Annotated in this window: 16 protein-coding genes; 12 read left to right on the plus strand and 4 right to left on the minus strand. The window is 71.6% G+C overall.

Translation table 11 applies throughout. The features are described from left to right. The first annotated feature begins 142 nt into the window (after window positions 1–142). From LXM90_RS22300 to LXM90_RS22345, 10 genes are all read left to right on the plus strand, one after another. On the plus strand, window positions 143–352 hold the full coding sequence (locus LXM90_RS22300; protein WP_020091585.1) for a hypothetical protein: 210 nt from the start codon (window positions 143–145) through the stop codon (window positions 350–352). 299 nt (window positions 353–651) lie between these two features. Next, on the plus strand, window positions 652–792 hold the full coding sequence (locus LXM90_RS22305) for a hypothetical protein (RefSeq protein ID WP_020091584.1): 141 nt from the start codon (window positions 652–654) through the stop codon (window positions 790–792). Between the two features lie 458 nt (window positions 793–1,250). Further along, window positions 1,251–1,340 (plus strand): K(+)-transporting ATPase subunit F, encoded by a 90-nt coding sequence (locus LXM90_RS22310; RefSeq protein ID WP_020091582.1) that lies wholly within the window; start codon window positions 1,251–1,253, stop codon window positions 1,338–1,340. A gap of 22 nt (window positions 1,341–1,362) precedes the next feature. After that, on the plus strand, window positions 1,363–3,078 hold the full coding sequence (gene kdpA / locus LXM90_RS22315; RefSeq protein ID WP_020091581.1) for a potassium-transporting ATPase subunit KdpA: 1,716 nt from the start codon (window positions 1,363–1,365) through the stop codon (window positions 3,076–3,078). A gap of 1 nt (window position 3,079) precedes the next feature. After that, a complete protein-coding gene (locus LXM90_RS22320) occupies window positions 3,080–3,274 on the plus strand; it encodes a hypothetical protein (RefSeq protein ID WP_020091580.1) in 195 nt (64 codons plus the stop codon). 106 nt (window positions 3,275–3,380) lie between these two features. Next, the gene (gene kdpB / locus LXM90_RS22325) at window positions 3,381–5,471 is read left to right on the plus strand and encodes a potassium-transporting ATPase subunit KdpB (RefSeq protein WP_020091579.1); all 2,091 of its coding nucleotides are present in this window, start codon (window positions 3,381–3,383) and stop codon (window positions 5,469–5,471) included. Window positions 5,472–5,492: 21 nt separating this feature from the next. Beyond that, entirely contained in the window at window positions 5,493–6,098 is a 606-nt protein-coding gene (locus LXM90_RS22330; protein WP_020091578.1) for a K(+)-transporting ATPase subunit C, read from the plus strand. Window positions 6,099–6,361: 263 nt separating this feature from the next. After that, entirely contained in the window at window positions 6,362–9,079 is a 2,718-nt protein-coding gene (locus LXM90_RS22335; RefSeq protein ID WP_026604688.1) for a sensor histidine kinase, read from the plus strand. Beyond that, window positions 9,076–9,804: a response regulator gene (locus LXM90_RS22340; protein ID WP_020091576.1), complete on the plus strand. Its 729-nt coding sequence runs from the start codon at window positions 9,076–9,078 to the stop codon at window positions 9,802–9,804. Before LXM90_RS22335 ends, LXM90_RS22340 begins: the two co-directional genes overlap by 4 nt. A 45-nt stretch (window positions 9,805–9,849) precedes the next feature. Beyond that, window positions 9,850–10,296: a PTS sugar transporter subunit IIA gene (locus tag LXM90_RS22345; RefSeq protein ID WP_020091575.1), complete on the plus strand. Its 447-nt coding sequence runs from the start codon at window positions 9,850–9,852 to the stop codon at window positions 10,294–10,296. Between the two features lie 16 nt (window positions 10,297–10,312). Here LXM90_RS22345 and LXM90_RS22350 read toward each other — a convergent pair whose 3' ends face one another. Genes LXM90_RS22350 through LXM90_RS22360 form a run of 3 tightly spaced genes read right to left on the minus strand, consistent with a single transcriptional unit; the run spans window position 10,313 to window position 15,224 of the window. Further along, a complete protein-coding gene (locus LXM90_RS22350; protein WP_020091574.1) occupies window positions 10,313–11,653 on the minus strand; it encodes an NCS2 family permease in 1,341 nt (446 codons plus the stop codon). After that, window positions 11,653–14,388 (minus strand): molybdopterin-dependent oxidoreductase, encoded by a 2,736-nt coding sequence (locus LXM90_RS22355; protein WP_020091573.1) that lies wholly within the window; start codon window positions 14,386–14,388, stop codon window positions 11,653–11,655. The genes LXM90_RS22350 and LXM90_RS22355 overlap by 1 nt, the downstream gene beginning before the upstream one ends. After that, window positions 14,385–15,224 carry an FAD binding domain-containing protein gene (locus LXM90_RS22360; protein ID WP_020091572.1) on the minus strand — a complete coding sequence of 280 codons (840 nt, stop codon included), beginning with the start codon at window positions 15,222–15,224 and terminating at the stop codon, window positions 14,385–14,387. Before LXM90_RS22360 ends, LXM90_RS22355 begins: the two co-directional genes overlap by 4 nt. A gap of 173 nt (window positions 15,225–15,397) precedes the next feature. Here LXM90_RS22360 and pucL point away from each other — a divergent pair, with 173 nt between their 5' ends. Both pucL and LXM90_RS22370 read left to right on the plus strand, forming a co-directional pair. Further along, window positions 15,398–16,240: a factor-independent urate hydroxylase gene (gene pucL, locus LXM90_RS22365; protein ID WP_020091571.1), complete on the plus strand. Its 843-nt coding sequence runs from the start codon at window positions 15,398–15,400 to the stop codon at window positions 16,238–16,240. Window positions 16,241–16,653: 413 nt separating this feature from the next. Then, window positions 16,654–18,138, plus strand: a complete 1,485-nt coding sequence (locus LXM90_RS22370) for a methyl-accepting chemotaxis protein (protein ID WP_026604687.1) — start codon at window positions 16,654–16,656, stop codon at window positions 18,136–18,138. A gap of 25 nt (window positions 18,139–18,163) precedes the next feature. Here LXM90_RS22370 and LXM90_RS22375 read toward each other — a convergent pair whose 3' ends face one another. Continuing rightward, on the minus strand, window positions 18,164–18,883 hold the full coding sequence (locus LXM90_RS22375; protein ID WP_026604686.1) for an HWE histidine kinase domain-containing protein: 720 nt from the start codon (window positions 18,881–18,883) through the stop codon (window positions 18,164–18,166). Window positions 18,884–19,015: the final 132 nt, after the last annotated feature.

The raw sequence follows: 19,015 nt of genomic DNA on the forward strand, positions 1-19,015 counted from the left end.
GGGCTCGCCGTTCGTCGCCCGGTTCGTCGCCCGTCTGCCGGCTTCTCGCTTCCAATCCCGTCCGGAACGCATCGGTGCCATGTCTCGGCGCGGCGTGGCGGCACGCCGAGAAGGTGTATCTTCCGTGAAAACGGAGGAAACGATGGCTTACAAGATCACTTTTCGCCGCGGAAAACGCGAGAGCTTCACCAAGCTGTGGCCGTGCGACCTCGAGGCGGCGACGGCCTACGCGCTCGCGCAGCTCCCCCTGCAGCAGCGCGAGAACGGGGCGACCTCTGTCACCGTGGTCTGCGAGCGGACCGGCGAGGTCGTGTTCAACTCGACCGAGCAGCCCGAGGCCGCGACGGTCTAGGGCGTCGCCCGGCCGCGGACCGGACGCTCCCGGAGGGGCTGCGTCGTGCAACCAGATCCCCTCCGTGCGCCCGAGCCCGTCCCCGCATCGCCGGGTCGGGCCGACCCGGGATCCGGCGCCCACGTCTCACCGCCCCGCGTCCTGCACGCGCTCGATCCGCGCTTTCTCGGGCTGACGGGCGCGCTGGCCCCCCATCCTGATGACATCCCTATGCCGGACGCCCCGCGCGCGTCTTGGTCCCTCACGGCCGATGCCGACGTGGTCGCGCCATCGGGCATCAGCCCGGATGGAGCCTCCGCATGCCGATCGTCCGTTACATCCTCGCCGAGTGCAGGGCCGACCGCGTCTTCGCGCTGATGGTCGTCGCGCTCGGCGGGTGGTCCGCCGTGTCCCTCGCGCTGCTCGCGCTGAACGTCTTCGAACCCCTGCGAGTCCAGTGAGCGCCGGAGCCGCGTCGCCGTCCGGCACGGCACCCCCGGGGTTATCCATCCAGCCGCTTGCGGGCCGCTGCCGCGTCTGCGGCCTCGCCTACGGCGGCATCCTCGGCCGCGAGGCGGGGGTGATCCGGCTCGATCGCGCCCGGTGGCGCCGTCTCTGCCCGGGCGCGGCGTGGCTGACCGTGCCGGCCGCCTGCGCGGGTCTTCGGGCCAGCTTCGGCGCGGACGCCGGATCCTAACGCGGCCCTTATAAACTCCCGCCCGGTCCCCGCTCGAACCCTAACGCGGTTCCCGGCGACACTGCCGGTCGGCCAAGGCCGGCCGCGGAGCCTCCGCGGCCGGTCCGCCGAACCGGACCCGACCACCATGCTCGACATCGTCTTCCTCGCAGCGGGCCTCGCCTTCTTCGCCGCGGCGGCCGGCTACGCGGCCGCCTGCGACCGGCTCTGAGAGAGGCCGCCATGACCCTCGATCTCGCCCTCGGCGCCTGCGTGACCGCCGGCCTCCTCGTCTACCTCACCTACGCCCTCGTCCGCCCCGAGCGGTTCTGAGCGGCCCTGACGGATTCTCCCCATGACCCTCAACGGCTGGATCCAGATCGCGCTGTACGGCGCGATCGTTCTGGCGCTCGTGAAGCCCCTTGGGTCGTACATGACCCGCGTCTTCACCGGAGAGCGCACCCTCCTCTCGCCCGTTCTCGGACCGATCGAGCGCGGGCTCTACCGCGTGTCCGGCATCGATGACCGCCAGGAGCAGCACTGGCTGGCCTATACGGGCGCGGTCATCCTGTTCCACGTGCTGGGCTTCGCGGTGCTCTACGCGATCCTGCGCCTGCAGGCGGTACTGCCGCTGAACCCGGCCGATCAGAGCGCGGTGGCGCCGGATCTCGCGTTCAACACGTCGACCAGCTTCATCACCAACACCAACTGGCAGTCCTACGGCGGCGAGACCACGCTGTCGTACCTGTCCCAGATGCTGGGCCTGACGCACCAGAACTTCCTGTCGGCGGCGACCGGCATCGCGGTCGCGGTGGCGCTGATCCGCGGGTTCGCCCGCGCCTCCAGCGGCACGATCGGCTCGTTCTGGGTCGATGTGACCCGCGCGACCCTCTACGTGCTGCTGCCGATCTGCATCCCCTACACGCTGTTCCTGGTCTGGCAGGGCATGCCGCAGACGCTCAGCGCCTACGCGGACGCCACGACGCTGGAGGGCGCCAAGCAGACCATCGCGCTGGGCCCGGTCGCGAGCCAAGTGGCGATCAAGATGCTCGGCACCAACGGCGGCGGCTTCTTCAACGCCAACGCCGCGCACCCCTTCGAGAACCCCACCGCCCTGTCGAACTTCGTCCAGATGGTCTCGATCTTCGCGATCGGCGCCGCGCTGACCAACGTCTTCGGCCGCATGGTCGGTGACGAGCGTCAGGGTTGGGCGATCCTCGGCGCCATGGGAATCCTGTTCCTGGCCGGCGTCGCCGTCACCTACTGGGCCGAGGCCAACGGCAGCTCGGTGCTCAGCAGCTTCGGGCTCACCGGCGGCAACATGGAGGGCAAGGAGGTCCGCTTCGGGATCAGCGCCTCGGCGCTGTTCGCGGTGATCACCACCGCGGCCTCCTGCGGCGCGGTGAACGCGATGCACGACTCGTTCACGGCGCTCGGCGGCCTGATCCCGCTGCTCAACATGCAGCTCGGCGAGGTCATCATCGGCGGCGTCGGCGCCGGCCTCTACGGCATGCTGATCTTCGTCATCGTGGCGATCTTCGTGGCGGGCCTGATGGTCGGCCGCACCCCCGAATACCTCGGCAAGAAGATCGAGGCGAAGGAGGTGAAGATGGCCATGCTCGGCATCCTCTGCCTGCCGCTGATGATGCTGGGCTTCACCGCCCTGGCGACAGTGGTGCCGGCGGGCCTCGCCGGCCCGGCCAATGCCGGCCCGCACGGCTTCTCGGAGATCCTCTACGCCTACACGTCGGCGGCGGCCAACAACGGCTCGGCCTTCGGCGGGCTGACGGCCAACACGCTGTTCTACAACAGCACGCTCGCTGTCGGCATGCTGGTCGGCCGGTTCTTCGTGAAGATCCCGGTGCTCGCCATCGCGGGCTCGCTGGCGGCCAAGAAGACGGTCCCGGCCTCCGCGGGCACGTTCCCGACCCACGGCGGCCTGTTCGTCGGGCTGCTGGTCGGCGTCGTGCTCATCATGGGCGGCCTGACCTTCTTCCCGTCGCTCGCGCTCGGCCCGATCGTGGAGCACTTCGCGGGCGCGGCCGGCCAGACCTTCGCGACAGGGGGCTGAGATGCCGCGCGCTTTCCCCGCCCGGCGCGTCCCGCGCCACCACCTCGCGCTGCACCGCTCTCCACTGCGGCACGACCGCGGCGGCGCTCAGCCCCTGCGGACCTCCGACCTCATCCTGGCGCTCCTCGGCGTCGTGATGCTCGGCGGCTTCGCCCTGCTGGCCGCCTACGCGCTCACCCTCGGCGCCGTGGGCTGAGCCTCCGCAACCGTGATCGCGCGCGCAGCGAAGCGCGGCCCTGGGCTGCTTCGCTGCGCTCGCAAGGACGGCAGCCTCACTTCAATCTCCCTTCCGGACATCTCCCATGTCGCGTCAGACGTCATCCCTGTTCAGCGCCGCCCTGATCGGGCCGGCCCTCCTCGGCTCGCTACGAAAACTCGATCCGCGGGCCATGATCCGAAACCCGGTCATGTTCGTGGTCGAGGTCGTGGCGCTCCTCACCACCGTGCTGTTCGTCCGCGACCTCGTCACCGGCGGCAGCGACCTGCTCTTCTCGGGCCAGATCATCCTCTGGCTGTGGTTCACCCTGATCTTCGCCAACTTCGCCGAGGCGCTCGCTGAGGGCCGCGGCAAGGCCCAGGCCGACAGCCTGCGGCGCACCCGCACCGAGATGACCGCCAAGCGCCTGACCGGCCAGGGCCGGGCCTTCGAGACGGTGCCGGGCACCACGCTCAGGGTCGGCGACGTCGTCCTGGTCGAGGCCGGCGACCTGATCCCCTCCGACGGCGAGGTGATCGAGGGGGTCGCCTCCGTGAACGAGGCGGCCATCACGGGCGAATCCGCCCCGGTGATCCGCGAATCCGGCGGCGACCGCTCGGCGGTAACCGGCGGCACGCAGGTCCTCTCGGACGAGATCAAGGTCCGCATCACCGCCGCGGCCGGCTCGACCTTCGTCGACCGGATGATCGCCCTCGTGGAGGGCGCCTCGCGGCAGAAGACGCCGAACGAGATCGCCCTGAACATCCTGCTCGCCGGCCTCACCATCGTGTTCGTCTTCGCGGTGGCCTCGATCCCGAGCTTCGCGAGCTACGCGGGCGGGTCCATCCCCGTGATCGTGCTGGTCGCCCTCTTCGTCACGCTGATCCCGACGACGATCGGCGCGCTGCTCTCGGCGATCGGCATCGCCGGCATGGACCGGCTGGTCCGCTTCAACGTGCTCGCCATGTCGGGCCGCGCCGTGGAGGCGGCGGGCGACGTCGACACGCTGCTCCTCGACAAGACCGGCACGATCACCCTCGGCAACCGTCAGGCGACCGAGTTCCGCCCCGTCCGCGGCGTCAGCGCGCAGGATCTCGCCGACGCGGCGCAGCTCGCCTCGCTCGCCGACGAGACGCCGGAGGGCCGCTCCATCGTGGTGCTGGCCAAGGAGAAATACGGCATCCGCGCCCGCGACATGGCGAGCCTGAACGCCACCTTCGTGCCGTTCACCGCGCAGTCGCGGATGTCGGGGGTGGATCTGCAGGGCACGTCGATCCGCAAGGGCGCCGTCGATGCCGTCATCGCCTCGGTCTCGGGCCAGCCCATCGCCTCGCGCGACTCCAACGTCGCCCTGGCCGTCCGCCCCGAGGCCGAGACCGGCGTCGTGACCGAGATCCGCGCCATCGCGGAGGAGATCGCCAAGGCCGGCGGTACGCCGCTCGCCGTCGCCAGGGACGGCCGCCTGCTGGGCGTGGTCTACCTCAAGGACATCGTGAAGGGCGGCATCCGCGAGCGCTTCGCCGAGCTGCGCCAGATGGGCATCCGCACGGTGATGATCACCGGCGACAACCCGATGACCGCGGCGGCGATCGCCGCCGAGGCCGGCGTCGACGACTTCCTCGCCCAGGCCACCCCGGAGGACAAGCTCGCGCTGATCCGCAAGGAGCAGGCGGACGGCAAGCTCGTCGCCATGTGCGGTGACGGCACCAACGACGCCCCGGCGCTGGCCCAGGCCGATGTCGGCGTCGCCATGAATACCGGCACCGTCGCGGCCCGCGAGGCCGGCAACATGGTCGACCTCGACAGCGACCCGACCAAGCTCATCGAGATCGTCGGCATCGGCAAGCAGCTGCTGATGACCCGCGGCGCGCTGACGACCTTCTCGATCGCCAACGACGTGGCCAAGTACTTCGCCATCATCCCGGCGATGTTCCTCACGCTCTACCCGCAGCTCCAGGCGCTGAACGTCATGGGCCTGGCCTCGCCGCAGAGCGCGATCCTGTCGGCGATCATCTTCAACGCCCTGATCATCGTGGCGCTGATTCCGCTGGCCCTGCGCGGCGTCACCTACCGGGCCGTCGGCGCGGCCGCGCTGCTGCGCCGCAACCTCCTGATCTACGGCCTCGGCGGCGTCCTGGTGCCCTTCGTCGGCATCAAGGCCATCGACCTCGCCGTCAGCGCCCTCCACCTCGCCTGAACCGGTCCCCGGAGACCTGCCATGCTCAACCAGCTTCGCCCCGCCCTGGTCCTGCTCACCGCCCTGACGGCGATCACGGGCCTCGCCTACCCCCTCGCGATGACGGGCCTCGCCAGCGCCATCTTCCCCGCGAAGGCCGCCGGCAGCCTGATCGCGCGCGACGGCACGGTCGTCGGCTCCAGCCTGATCGGCCAGAACTTCACGGGAGCCGGCTACTTCCACGGCCGGCCCTCGGCGACGACGGCGCCGGACCCGTCCGACGCCTCGAAGACGGTGCCGGCGCCCTACAACGCGGCGAACTCGTCGGGCTCGAATCTCGGGCCGACCAGCGCCGCCCTCGCCGAGCGGGTGAAGGGCGATCTCGACGTGGTCAGGGCCGAGAACCCGGATGCGCCCGTCCCGGTCGACCTCGTCACGACCAGCGGCTCGGGCCTCGACCCGGACATCTCGCCCGAGGCCGCCTACTTCCAGGTTCCCCGCGTCGCCAGGGCCCGCAACATCCCGGCGGACAAGCTGCGCGCGCTGGTGTCGTCCCGCATCGAGGCGCGCACCCTCGGCATCCTGGGTGAGCCGCGCGTCAACGTGCTGGCGCTGAACCTCGCGGTCGACGATCTCGCCCGTCGCTGAGGCGCGCCCGACAGCGGCTCTGGATGACATCCCGTCAGGCCGGATCGATGTCGATCGGCCTGACGGACATGACACGTGTGGTTCGACAGCGTGGGCGCACCTCGATGCGGCACGCTGCGGATTCCGCATCGTCATTGCGAGCGGAGCGAAGCAATCCAGCCGCGCCACGCTCACCGGCATCCCGCTGCCCTGGGTTGCTTCGCTCCGCTCGCAATGACGCGACGATCCCGCGTTGTCCGCGGCGTTTTGCTAAGATGGCGATCATGCCCGAGACCGGCCGCGACCCGACCCGCCCCTCCCCCGACGCCCTGCTCGAAGCGGCGCGCCGCGGGGAACGGACGCGCGGCCGACTGAAGGTGTTCCTCGGCGCCGCCCCCGGTGTCGGCAAGACCTACGAGATGCTGACCGTCGGGCGGGCGCGGCTGAAGGCAGGCCTCGACGTCGTGGTCGGCGTCGTCGAGACGCACGGCCGCGCCGAGACCGAGGCCCTGCTCAACGGGTTCGAGACGATCCCCCGCCGTTCCGTTCCGTATCACGGCACCGTCCTGCAGGAGATGGACCTCGACGCCCTGCTGGCGCGCCGGCCAGCCCTCGCCTTGGTCGACGAGCTCGCCCACACCAACGCCCCGGGCTCGCGCCACCCGAAGCGCTACCAAGATGTCGAGGAGCTGCTCGATGCCGGCATCGACGTCCTGACGACGCTCAACATCCAGCACGTCGAGAGCCTCAACGACGTGGTCGCGTCGATCACCCGCATCCGGGTGCGCGAGACGGTGCCGGACGGCGTCCTCGACCGGGCGGACGACATCGAGGTGGTGGACCTCAACCCCGACGACCTGATCCAGCGCCTGAAGGACGGCAAGGTCTACGTCCCGACGCACGCCGAGCGCGCGCTCAAGCACTACTTCTCGCGCGGCAACCTCACGGCGCTCCGCGAGCTGGCGCTCCGGCGCACCGCCGACCGGGTCGACGACGAGCTGCTCGGCCACATGCGGGCCAACGCGATCGCCGGTCCCTGGGCGGCGGGCGAGCGCGTGCTGGTCTGCGTGAACGAGGATCCCCGCTCCGCCGGCCTCGTGCGCCACGCCAAGCGCCTGGCCGACCGCCTGCACGCCCCCTGGACGGCGCTCTCCATCGAGGGCGCGCGGGCGGCAGCCCTGAGCGAGGCCGAGCGCGACCGCATCGCCGAGGCCCTGCGGCTCGCCGACCGCCTCGGCGGCGACGCCGTCACCCTGCCGGGCGGGCGCCGGATCGCCGACGACGTGCTCGACTACGCGCGCTCGGCCAACGTGAACCACATCGTCGTCGGCAAGGCGAACCGCTCGTGGCTCTTCGAGCTGGTCAACGGATCGGTGGTGTACGACCTCGTGCGGCACAGCGGCGCCATCAGCGTGCACGTCGTCCCCGGCGAGGCCGTCCCCGACGAGAAGCCGGCGCGCCGCGCCGTGGCGGTGACCGCGCCGCGTCCGGGGCGCGACGCGCGGCCCTACGCGATCGCGCTGGCGGCGATCGCCGCGGGCCTCGGCGCGGCCATCGTCGCGGAACCCTACGCGGGCGTCGAGAACGCCGACCTGTTCCTGCTGACCGCGGTCGTGGCGGTGGCGGTGCGCTGGGGCCTCGGGCCGTCCCTCGTCTCGGTGGTGGCGGCCTCGCTCGCCTACAACTTCTTCTTCCTGCCGCCGGTCTACACGCTCACCATCGCCGATCCGACCAACGTCGCGGCGTTCCTGCTCTTCACCCTGGTGGCCGTCCTGGTCTCGAACCTCGCCTCCCGCGCGCGTCGCGTCGCGGTGGTCAGCCAGGGCCGGGCGCGGGCCACGGAACGGCTCTTCGGCTTCTCGCGGAAGCTCGCCGCCTGCGGCACCCTCGACGACGTGCTCTGGGCCACCTGCGCCCAGGTCGCCGCGATGCTGAAGGTGCGCGTCGTCCTCCTGCTGCCGGACGGCCAGGCCGTCACGGTGCGGGCGGGCTACCCGCCCGAGGACATGCTGGACGAGGCCGATCTCGCGGCCGCGCAGTGGGCCTTCGACAACGACCAGCCCGCGGGCCGGGGCGCCGACACGCTGCCGGGCGCCAAGCGCCTGTTCCTGCCGATGCGGACCGGGCGCGGGACGATCGGGGTGATCGGCCTCGATTCCGACGGCACCGGGCCGATCCTGTCGCCTGAGGGCCGCCGCCTCCTCGACGCCCTGGCCGACATGGGCGCCCTCGCCATCGAGCGGGTCCGGCTCGTGGAGGATCTCGACCGGGCCGAGCGCGCGGCCGAGACCGACCGCCTGCGCCAGGCGCTGCTCACCTCGATCAGCCACGACCTGCGCACGCCGCTCGCCTCGGTCCTGGGCGCGGCCAGCACGCTGCGCGACCTCGAGGCGGCGCTGCCCGCGGACGCCAAGGCGGAGTTGCTGGCGACGATCATCGAGGAATCGGAGCGGCTCAACCGCTTCATCGCCAACCTCCTCGACATGACCCGGCTGGAGGCCGGCGCGGTGGCGCCGAACCTCTCCGCGCAGGACGTGGCCGAGACCGTCGACACCGCCCTGCGCCGCACCCAGAAGATCCTCGCCGACCACCGCGTCGCCGTGGAGGTCGAGGCCGACCTGCCGCCGCTGGCGCTCGACCCGGTCCTGTTCGAGCAGGTCCTGGTCAACCTCCTCGACAACGCCGCCAAGTACGCGCCCGAGGGCTCGACCGTGACGGTCCGGGCGCGCCGCGCGGACGACCGGGTCCGGATCGCCGTGCTGGACGAGGGCGACGGCCTGCCCGAGGCGGATATGGAGCGGGTCTTCGACAAGTTCTACCGCGTCCGGAAGGGCGACCGTGTCCGGGCCGGCACGGGGCTGGGCCTCGCCATCTCCCGGGGCTTCGTCGAGGCGATGGGCGGCACCGTCACGGCCGAGAACCGCCCCGACCGCGGCGGCGCCTGCTTCACCGTCAGCCTGCCGGTTCCGGCCCGGAGCGCGCCCAGGGACATCGCCGCATGAGCCCCACGATCCTGGTCGTCGACGACGAGCCGCCGATCCGCAAGCTCCTGCGCATGGGCTTGGCCACGCAGGGCTACGCAATCCTGAAGGCGCCCGATGCCCGGACCGCCCTGGCGCTGCTCGGCCGGGAGGGCGTCGATCTCGTGATCCTCGATCTCGGCCTGCCCGACATGCGCGGCCACGACCTGCTGCGGTCGGTTCGATCGAGCCATCCCGACCTCCCGGTCGTCGTGCTTTCGAGCCGCGACGACGAGAGCGGCAAGGTCGAGGCGCTCGATCTCGGCGCCAACGACTACGTGACCAAGCCGTTCGGCATGGCGGAGCTGCTGGCGCGCCTGCGGGCCGCCATGCGCCACCAGCTCGCCGCGCGGGGCGAGCGGCCGATCTTCCGCGTCGACACCCTGTCAGTCGATCTGGTCCGCCGGATCGTGAAGGTCGACGAGGCCGAGGTGAAGCTGACGCCGCGCGAGTACGATTTCCTGCGCGTCCTGGTCCTGCATGCCGGCAAGGTGCTCACCCACGCGCAGCTGATGCGCTCCGTGCCGTCCTCGTCCGATCCGCAATACCTGCGCGTCTACGTGCGCCAGCTCCGCCAGAAGCTGGAGGCGGATCCCGAGCGCCCGCGGATCTTGCTGACCGAGACCGGTGTCGGCTACCGCCTGCGCGCGCCCGACGACGAGCCGGCCCCGCCGCACCGCGGCGCCGGCGGCGCGACCGCCCACTGATCCCGAGGACGACCCGATGTGTCCCAGCGCCCGCGATCCCGCGCGATGAGTGTGGACCGGATCCTCGCGCCCTCCGACGCGCTCGTCGGCCTGCGCGCCGCCGGCAAGGGGGCGCTGCTCGAGGAGCTGGCGCGCCGCGCCGCCGGCGTCCTCGGCCTCGCCGCGGAGACGATCCTCCCCGCGCTGATCCGGCGCGAATCCCTGGGTTCGACCGGGGTCGGCGACGGCATCGCCCTGCCGCACGCGCGGCTCGAGGGCATCGCGCGCCCCTACGGGATCCTGGCCCGGCTCCGCGACCCGATCGATTTCGACGCGGTCGACGATCGGCCGGTGGACCTCGTCGTCCTGCTGCTGCTCCCGGCCGTCGCCGAGGGCGAGACGCTGAACGCGCTGGCCTGCGTGGCGCGGCGCCTGCGCGACCCCGGGGCCGCCGCGGCGATGCGCGCCGCGCGGGACGCGGCGGCGCTCTACGCGGCCGCGACGGGCCGGTAAGGGCGCCGCGCGGCCGTCAGTGCGCGCCGCCGGTCTCGACGAACTTGAACAGGAAGACCGCCGCGATCACCCAGACGATCGGCTTCACCTCCCGGGCGCGGCCCGCCAGCAGCTTCAGCGCCGCGTAGGTGATGAACCCGCAGGAGACGCCGGTGGCGATCGAGTAGGTGAACGGCATCAGCAGGGCCGTGACGCAGGCCGGCACGACCTCGGTGATATCGTCCCAGTCGAGCTCGACCAGCTCGCGCAGCATCAGGCAGGCGACGTAGAACAGCGCCGGCGCCGTGGCGTAGGCGGGCACCGCGCCCGCGAGCGGCGCGAAGAAGAGGCAGGCGAGGAACAGCACCGCCACGGTGGCTGCCGTGAGCCCGGTGCGGCCGCCCTCCTCGACGCCGGAAGCGCTCTCCAGGTACGCCGTCGTGCTCGACGTGCCGAGGAGCGAGCCCGCGAAGACTGAGACGGAATCGGCCATCAGCGCCCGGTCGAGGCGGCGCATCTTCCCGTCGGTCAGGAGTCCGGCCCGGCTCGCCACGCCCATCAGCGTGCCCGTGGCGTCGAACAGCTCCACCAGGAACAGGACCAGGATGACGTGGAGCAGGCCCGCCGAGAGGGCACCCGGGATGTCGAGGGCGAACAGGGTCGGGGCGATCGACGGCGGCAGGGAGACGATTCCCTGGAAGGTGTTGCCCGCGAAGACGAAGCTCAGCGCCGTGACGGTGAGGATGCTCGACAGCAGCGCCGCCCGCACCTTCCGGGCGGAGAGGACGGCCACCATCAGGAAGCCCAGCACCGCCAGGATCGCTTCGGGCTTGTGCAGGTCGCCGAGGGTGACGAAGGTCGCCGGGCTCGCCGCGACGAGGCCGGCGTTCTTGAGCGCGATGATCGCCAGGAACAGGCCGATCCCGACCGTGATGGCGATCCGCATGGAGCGCGGGATCCCCTCGACGATCAGCGCGCGCAGGCCTGTCAGCGTGACGATCAGGAAGCACACGCCCGAGATGAACACCGCGCCGAGGGCGGCCTGCCAGCTGAAGCCGAGCTGCTGGACCACCACGTAGGTGAAGTAGGCGTTGAGCCCCATGCCGGGCGCGAGGGCGATCGGGTAATTGGCCCAGAGCGCCATGATCATCGAGCCGAGCGCCGCCACGAGGCAGGTCGCCACGAAAACCGCGCCCCGGGGCATGCCGGCATCCCCGAGGATGCTCGGGTTGATGAAGACGATGTAGGCCATCGTCAGGAAGGTGGTCAGCCCCGCTAGCACCTCCGTGCGTACGCTGGTGCCGTGCTCGGCGAGGCGGAAGGTGCGTTCCAGGAGGCCGGGCCTCGCCGCCGGCACCGCGTCCCGCGCGCGATCCATCACGCGAGCCCCGCCCGGCCGGCCGCCACGGCCCGGTAGATCCTGTCCGGCGCGAAGGGGGTCGCGGTCAGGCGAGCCCCGGTCGCGTCCCGGATGGCGTTGCCGAGCGCCGCCGCCACCGGGTTGAACGGCGACTCGCTCATCGACTTGGCGCCGAGGGGGCCGACGCTGTCGTGGGTATCTGCGAAAAGGACCTCGGTGTCGGGCACGTCGGCGCAGGCGGGGATGTGGTAGTCGCGGAACGTCTGGGTAACGAGGCTTCCGTCCGCGGCGACTTGGACGTCCTCGTAGAGCGCCGCGCCGAGCGCCTGCGCGATGCCGCCCTCGACCTGACCGCGGCACTGCATCGGGTTGATCACCCGCCCGGCATCGGCTGCGTGGACGCTCCTGAGGATCCGCACCGCGCCGCTCACCGGGTCGACCGCCACCCGGAAGGCGTGGACGTTGAACGCCACCGAGCGCGGGCTGCCGTCGGCCCGGCCGGTCGCGTCCAGGGGACCGACCGCCGCCAGCGTGACCGGTCCGGCCGGCGTCTCGACCCGCTCCCCGTCGAAGCGGCAGGATTCCGGGGTCGCGCCCGCGATCTCGGCGGCCCGCGCGCGGATCCGGAGCGCGAGCGCCTCGGCGGCGCGCAGCGTCGCCAGGCCCGCCACCACCGTGCCGGTGCTCCCGTAGGCGCCGGTGTCGTGCCCGACGATATCCGTGTCCGCGCCCGCGACGCGGACACGCTCCGGCGCGGCGCCGAGCGCCGAGGCCGCGATCTGCCGATGCACCGTGCTGGTGCCGTTGCCGAACTCGGCCGTCCCGACGCGCACGGTGAAGTGCCCGTCGGCGTCCAGGCTGACCCGCGCGTCGGCGTGGTGGCCGCGCGGCGGGATCGTGTCGATCATCGCCATCGCGATGCCGGTCCCGGCGCGCCAGCCGGGTTCCGGCTCGGGCCCCGGATCGGACCGCAGCGCCTCCTCGACCAGGGTGAGGCACTGGTCGAGCCCGTAGCTGCCGAAGATCACGTCGTGCGGTTCCAGGCTGTTCGACACCATGGCGTCGCCCGGCTTGACGGCGTTGCGCCGCCGCAGGGCGAACGGGTCCAGGCCGAGTTCGCGGGCGACCTCGTCCAGCGCGGATTCCAGCGCGAAGATCGTCTGGCTCAACCCGTAGCCGCGGAAGGCGCCCGCCGGCACCGTGTGCGTGTAGACGGCGCGGCCGCTCACCTGCTTGTTCGGGCAGACATAGGCGGCCAGCACCTCGTGGCAGGCGTGGTGGATCACGCCGCCCGCGTGGTTCCCGTAGGCGCCGGTGTCGGACAGGACGTCGAGGCTCAGCGCCGTGAGGGTGCCGTCGCGGCGGGCGCCGACTTTCACGTCCATCCGCATCGGGTGGCGCGTCGTCGTCCCGACGAACTGCTCCCGGCGGGTCAGCTCCCAGCGCACCGGCCGGCCGGTGTGCAGGACCGCCAGGGCGACGAGATCCTCGGTCAGCATCTCCTGCTTTCCGCCGAAGCCGCCCCCGACCCGCGCGCAGACGACGCGCACCGCGTCCTTCTCGAGCCCGAACAGGTCCGCCAGCGCGTCCCGGGTCAGGAACGGCACCTGGGTGCTGGTGCGCAGCGTCAGGCGGCCGTCCTCGGCGTGCCAGCCGATGCAGCCGTGGGTCTCCATGGCGGCGTGCTGGACGCGCTGCGACCGGAACGTCCCGGCGTAGACGAAATCGGCCCCGGCGAGGCCCGCCGCCACGTCGCCGACCGCGCCGTGCACCTCGCCGGCGAGATTGGGATGGCTCTCCAGGGGCGGTGCGTCCTCGCCTGGGCAATCACGGGGATCGTGGACGCGGGCTGCGTCGGGATCGAGGGCGCGCTCCGGATCGAGGAGCGCCGGGCGCACCTCGTAGGTCACCTGCAGGGCGCGGCAGCCGGCCTCGGCGGCGGCTTCCGTCTCCGCCACCACGGCGGCGACGCGCTGCCCGACGAATCGCAGGATCGGGTCGAGGACCCGCGTGTCGGAGGCGTCGTCGCGCGGATCCTCGTGGCGGGCGGTCGAGAAGCGGCGCGTCGGCGCGTCGGCGTGGGTCAGCACGGCCACGACGCCCGGGACGGCGCGGGCGGCCGTCGCGTCGATCGCGACGATCCGGGCATGGGCGTGGGGCGAGCGCAGCACCTTGAGGTGGAGCGTGTCGCCGAGCGGCGCGTCCATCGTGAAGCGGGCGCGTCCGGACACGACCAACGGCGCGGCCGGTGCCGCGAGGTTGCGGCCCACAGGATCGCCGCAGCCGCCGCTCTCGACCGAGCGCGCGCTGCCGGCGATGGCCTCGCGCACGGCGCGGTAGCCGGTGCAGCGGCAGAGATTGCCCTTGAGGGCGGTGCCGAGATCCTGCTTCTGACCCTGGTCGAGGCTCGCCGCGGTCATGATCATGCCGGGCGTGCAGAAGCCGCACTGGAAGCCCTGGGCCGCCAGGAAGGCTTCCTGCATCGGGTGGAACGCCGCCGGCTCGGCCGCGTCGGCGCGGCAGGGACCGGCCAGCCCCTCGATCGTGGTCACGCTCCGTCCCTCGGCGCGGAAGGCCGGTACCAGGCAGCTGTGCACGGGCTCGCCGTCGAGATGGACCGTGCAGGCGCCGCAATCGCCGGCGTCGCAGCCCTTCTTCACGCCGAACCAGCCGGCCTCGCGGAGATAGGTCCGGAGGCACTGCCCGGCTCTCGGCGCGCCCTCGTGCGCGGCACCGTTGATCGTGAGCTTCATGACGCGGCTCCCGGCGACGGCGCCGCGTCGAGCGACCCGCGGATCTCCTCGGCGAAGTGCCGGGTCATGTGGCGGCGCCAGTCAGGCCGCCCGTGGACATCGTCGTGGTAGAGCGCGTCCGGGATCGCCTCGTCCAGCGCCCGCATCAGCGCGGCCGGATCCGGCAGACCGTCGAAGGCGAGGCGGAGCGGGCGTTTGACGGAGGCCGTGACCGTGAGCGCGAAGGCGCCGTCCGCGCCGCGCGTCCCGATCAGCAGCGCGCCGGAGCGCCCGTTCGGGCTGAGGCTGATGCGGCGGAAGGCCGTGCGACGCGCGAGCGCCGCGGCCGGCATCGACAGGCTCCGCAGGATCTCGCCCGGTGCCAGGGCGTTCCGCTGCGGCGCGAGGACGAAATCGAGGATCGGGAGCTCCCGCTCGGCCCCGTCGGCGGACCAGATCGTGCAGGTCGCGTCGAGGGCCGTCGCGAGGGCGATCATCGGCCCGGCCGGGAGTGCGAGGCAGACGTTGCCGCCGACCGTGGCCACGTTCCAGATCTTGAAGGAGCCGAGCAGCGCGCGGCAGCACTGGCCCACCAGCGGCGCCGCGTTCCAGCCCGGCGGCAGTTCCAGCCGGTCGAGCTGGGCGATGGTGCAGGTCGCCGCGAGGGTCAGGCCCTCCGCGTCGACCGCGTGCGGTGGCCAACCGAGCGCCGCGAGGTCGACGAGGCGCCGCATCCCGACCTGCGGCTCGGAGAACAGCCACGTCCCGCCTCCCAGGCAGGCATCGCCGTCCGCCCAGTCGGGAAGCTCGGTCCGACTCCGTGGCCGGACGACGGTCTCGATCGTGTTGAGGTCCATGCCCGCTCGCCGGTCCGAGGCCGGTTCGGCCCGGCCCAACACTATGCCGGTTCTAATCGGGCCCCGGTCAAGCCGCGCCGGCAACTTCGAACCTTGGCGCCCCCACGCACGTCGGCCTAGGATGAATCAGATTTGCGTGAGATGGCCGGCGGCGGTCCGGATCGGAGATCCCCATGGCCCTGACGGCATCGCGGTACGGCAAGGAACGGGTTCGCGTGCTGCGCCTCGCCCGCGACGGCGACCACCACACGCCGCGCGAGCTGACGCTGTCGGTCATGTTGACCGGGCGCTTCGAGGCGGCCTGGACAGAGGGTGACAACCGCGCCTCCATCGCCACCGACAGCATCCGGAACATGGTCAACGTGACGGCGGCGCGGCATCTCGGGCTCGACGCCGAGGGGTTCGTCGCCGCGGTCGCGCGGGTGCTGCTCGAGACCTACCCGCAGGTCGAGACCGTCACGATCGAAGCGGAGGAAGTTCGCTGGCTCCGCCACGCGATCGCCGACGCGCCGCACGGCCACACCTTCACGCGCGACGGGAACGGCGCCGGCTACGTGGGGCTCACCGCCGACCGGACTGGGTCGACCCTGCGCTCCGGATTGCGCGGCTACACCTTCATGAAGACCACGCAATCGGGCTGGACGGGGTTCGTGGCGGACCAGTACCGGACCCTGCCCGACACGACCGACCGCATCGCCGCGACCAGCATGGACGCGACCTGGACCTGGGCCTCGGCGCCGCACGATTACGCCGGAACCAACGCTCGCATTCTCGCGACGCTGTTGACCGTCTTCGGCACCACCTACAGCCGCGGGATCCAGGACAGCATGTACCGGATGGGCGAGGCCGCCCTGGCCGCCGTCCCGGAACTGGCCGAGATCGGCTTCGTCATGCCCAACAAGCACTACCTGCCGATCGACCTGACACCGTTCGGCCTCGACAACCCGGGCGTTGTCTTCCTGCCGACCGACGAGCCCTTCGGCCGGATCGAGGCGACCATCGGCCGGACAAGTTGATCAGTCCGCGCCGCGACGCCCTTCCCAGATTCCCCACGCATCATCGCGCGCCGCGTCGATCGGTGGGCTGTGGATCAGCGGTGCAATCCTACAACCGCAGGCTGGCAAGCGGCGGGCGAACGCGGGCGACGCACAACGCAAGATAGTCTCGCCCTTGATCTATGCTATCCCATGGCTTTTCATTAAGTGGGACTGTGCATTTAGCGGCTCACCGCGAATTTCTTGAGCAAAGCGAACCATTTTAACCGCCGCGCAACGGCATCCCGTTATCGAAGCCCGCGCTAGAGCCGGGCATCGACAGGTTTATGGTGTCGCCCGGCGCAATAAAAATTTATCTCGATTAAGAAATTCTTGATCCGACCGGCTCGGTGCGCGCTTCGGCCGCACCCTCATCTCAGGATGCGGAGACATCGATGTTCGAGGGTGTTCTGGCTGGTAGGGATCACGCGGCCAAACTCGCGGCGTTGAGCCGGTCCCTCGCCACCATCGAGTTCGCGCTGGACGGCACGATCCTCGACGCCAATCCGAACTTCCTGGAAGCCATGGGCTACGCGCTCGAGGAGATCCGCGGCCGGCATCACAGCCTGTTCGTCCCGCCGGCCGAGCGGGAGAGCGAGGCATATCGGGAATTCTGGGACAAGCTGCGGCGCGGCACCTTCGCCAGCGCCGAGTACAAACGGCTCGCCAAAGGCGGGCGGGAGGTCTGGATCCAGGCCTCCTACAACCCGGTGCTCGACGCGCGCGGCGGACCGGTCAAGATCGTCAAGTTCGCCACCGACATCACCGCCCCGAAGCTCCGCGCCCTCGATCTGGAAGGGCAGATCAGCGCGCTGCACCGCTCGCAGGCGGTGATCGCCTTCGCGCTCGACGGCACGATTCTCACCGCCAATGCGAACTTCCTCGACGCGGTGGGCTATCGGCTCGACGAGATCGTGGGGCGGCATCACAGCCTGTTCGTCGGCGAGGCGGAGCGCGCCAGCGAGGCTTACCGGCTGTTCTGGGCCGCCCTGGCACGCGGGGAGTATCAGTCCGGCGTGTTCAGCCGCACCGGCAAGGGCGGGCGGGAAGTCTGGATCCAGGCGACCTACAATCCGATCACGGACGCGGATGGACGGCCCGTCCGGGTCGTCAAGTTCGCCACCGACATCACCGCCCAGGTCCACGAGCGGCAGCAGCGCGCCGCCGCGCAGAGCGCCATCGGCGCCGAGCTGGACGCCATCGGCGACGCTGTGGCGGATGTGACGCGCCAGGCCGACGCGGCGGTCACGCGGGTGGACCGCGTGTCCGGCGACATCCGCTCGGTGGCCACCGGCGCGGAGCAGCTGTCGGCTTCGGTGGATGAGATCAGCCAGCAGGTGAGCCACGCCGCCGAGATGGCCGGGCAGGCCGTGGAGCAGGCACAGCGCACCGGCCGGATCGTGACCGGCCTCAGCGACCAGGCCGCGCAGATCGGCGCGGTGCTGAGCCTCATCGCCGGCATCGCCGCGCAGACCAACCTGCTCGCGCTCAACGCCACCATCGAGGCGGCCCGTGCCGGCGAGGCCGGTCGCGGCTTCGCGGTGGTGGCGTCGGAGGTGAAGACCCTGGCCGCGCAGACGGGGCGCGCGACGGAACAGATCCGCCAGCAGATCGCCTCGACGCAGGCGGCGACCCGGGAGGCCGTCGACGCCATCGACACGATCCAAAGCACGATCCGGGCCCTGGACGCGGCCTCGTCGACCATCGCGGCGGCCGTGGAGGAGCAATCCGCGGTGATGCGCGAGATGTCGGGCACCATGCAGACCGCCGCACAGGACGTCTCCGCGATCTCCGGCGGGATGACCACGATCGCGCGGGCGAGCGGTCGTGCCGACCGCGCGACGCGGCAGGTCCGGGAGACCGCGCGGACTTTCGGCTGAGGCGATCCGGGCGGTCGCCGCCGGGTCAGCCCGGATCGCCGCCTTCGTCCGCGCGCTCGTCCTCGACCAAGCGCCCGATCCGGGGAATCAGCGGGCAGGTGACCGTGCAGCGCAGGCCGTCGGGCTCGAAGGCGAGCGCGACGGTTGCCCGCAGCTCGTAGCTCAGCATCTCGGTGAGCACCTGCATGCCGAAGCCGCGCCGGCTCGGCTGCGCGACGCCCGCACCCCCCGATTCTTTCCAGACGAGCGTCAGGTCGCCCGGCGGGCTCGCCCCGGCGCCGGCGACGACCCAGGTGACGTCAACGCCGCCCTTCGAGAGACCGAAGGCGCCGTGCTCGATCGCGTTGCTGCAGAGTTCGTGGACCGCGAGGGCCATCAGCTGCGCGGCCTTCGGCCGGAGGCGCACGGTCGGCCCCGCCAGCGTCGCCTGTTCGCCTTCGCGGATCAGGTGGATCATCAGCTCGTCGGAGATGAGCGTGTGCAGGCTCACCTCGCCGAACGTGTCGGCCGCGACCCGCACGCGCGCGATGGCGTCCAGCCGACCTTCGAGATGCGTCGCGTAGCCGTCGACGGTCTCGGCGGTCTCGGCCGAGAGACGCAGGACCGCCCGCAGCATCGCCAACGTGTCGCGCAAGCCGTGACGCAGACCATCCGGTGTCCCGGACTCGTCCAGGAGGCGGCGAAGACGGGCGTTGTCCGCTTCGAGGTGCGCGACGCGCGCGGCCATTGCTTGGGGCTCTGCCATGTTCGCTCTCTCAGCGCCGAAAGCCGGGAGGTTCCGTTCAGCTCACATAACGTATCGCGGACCTGCGCCAGCATCACAGACCGGAGATTTTCGCTGAACCGGGCGGGAAGTGCCGGCTCGTGCCCGTCTGAC

Origin of the sequence: Methylobacterium oryzae (assembly GCF_021398735.1) — a bacterium.
Lineage (GTDB): Bacteria > Pseudomonadota > Alphaproteobacteria > Rhizobiales > Beijerinckiaceae > Methylobacterium.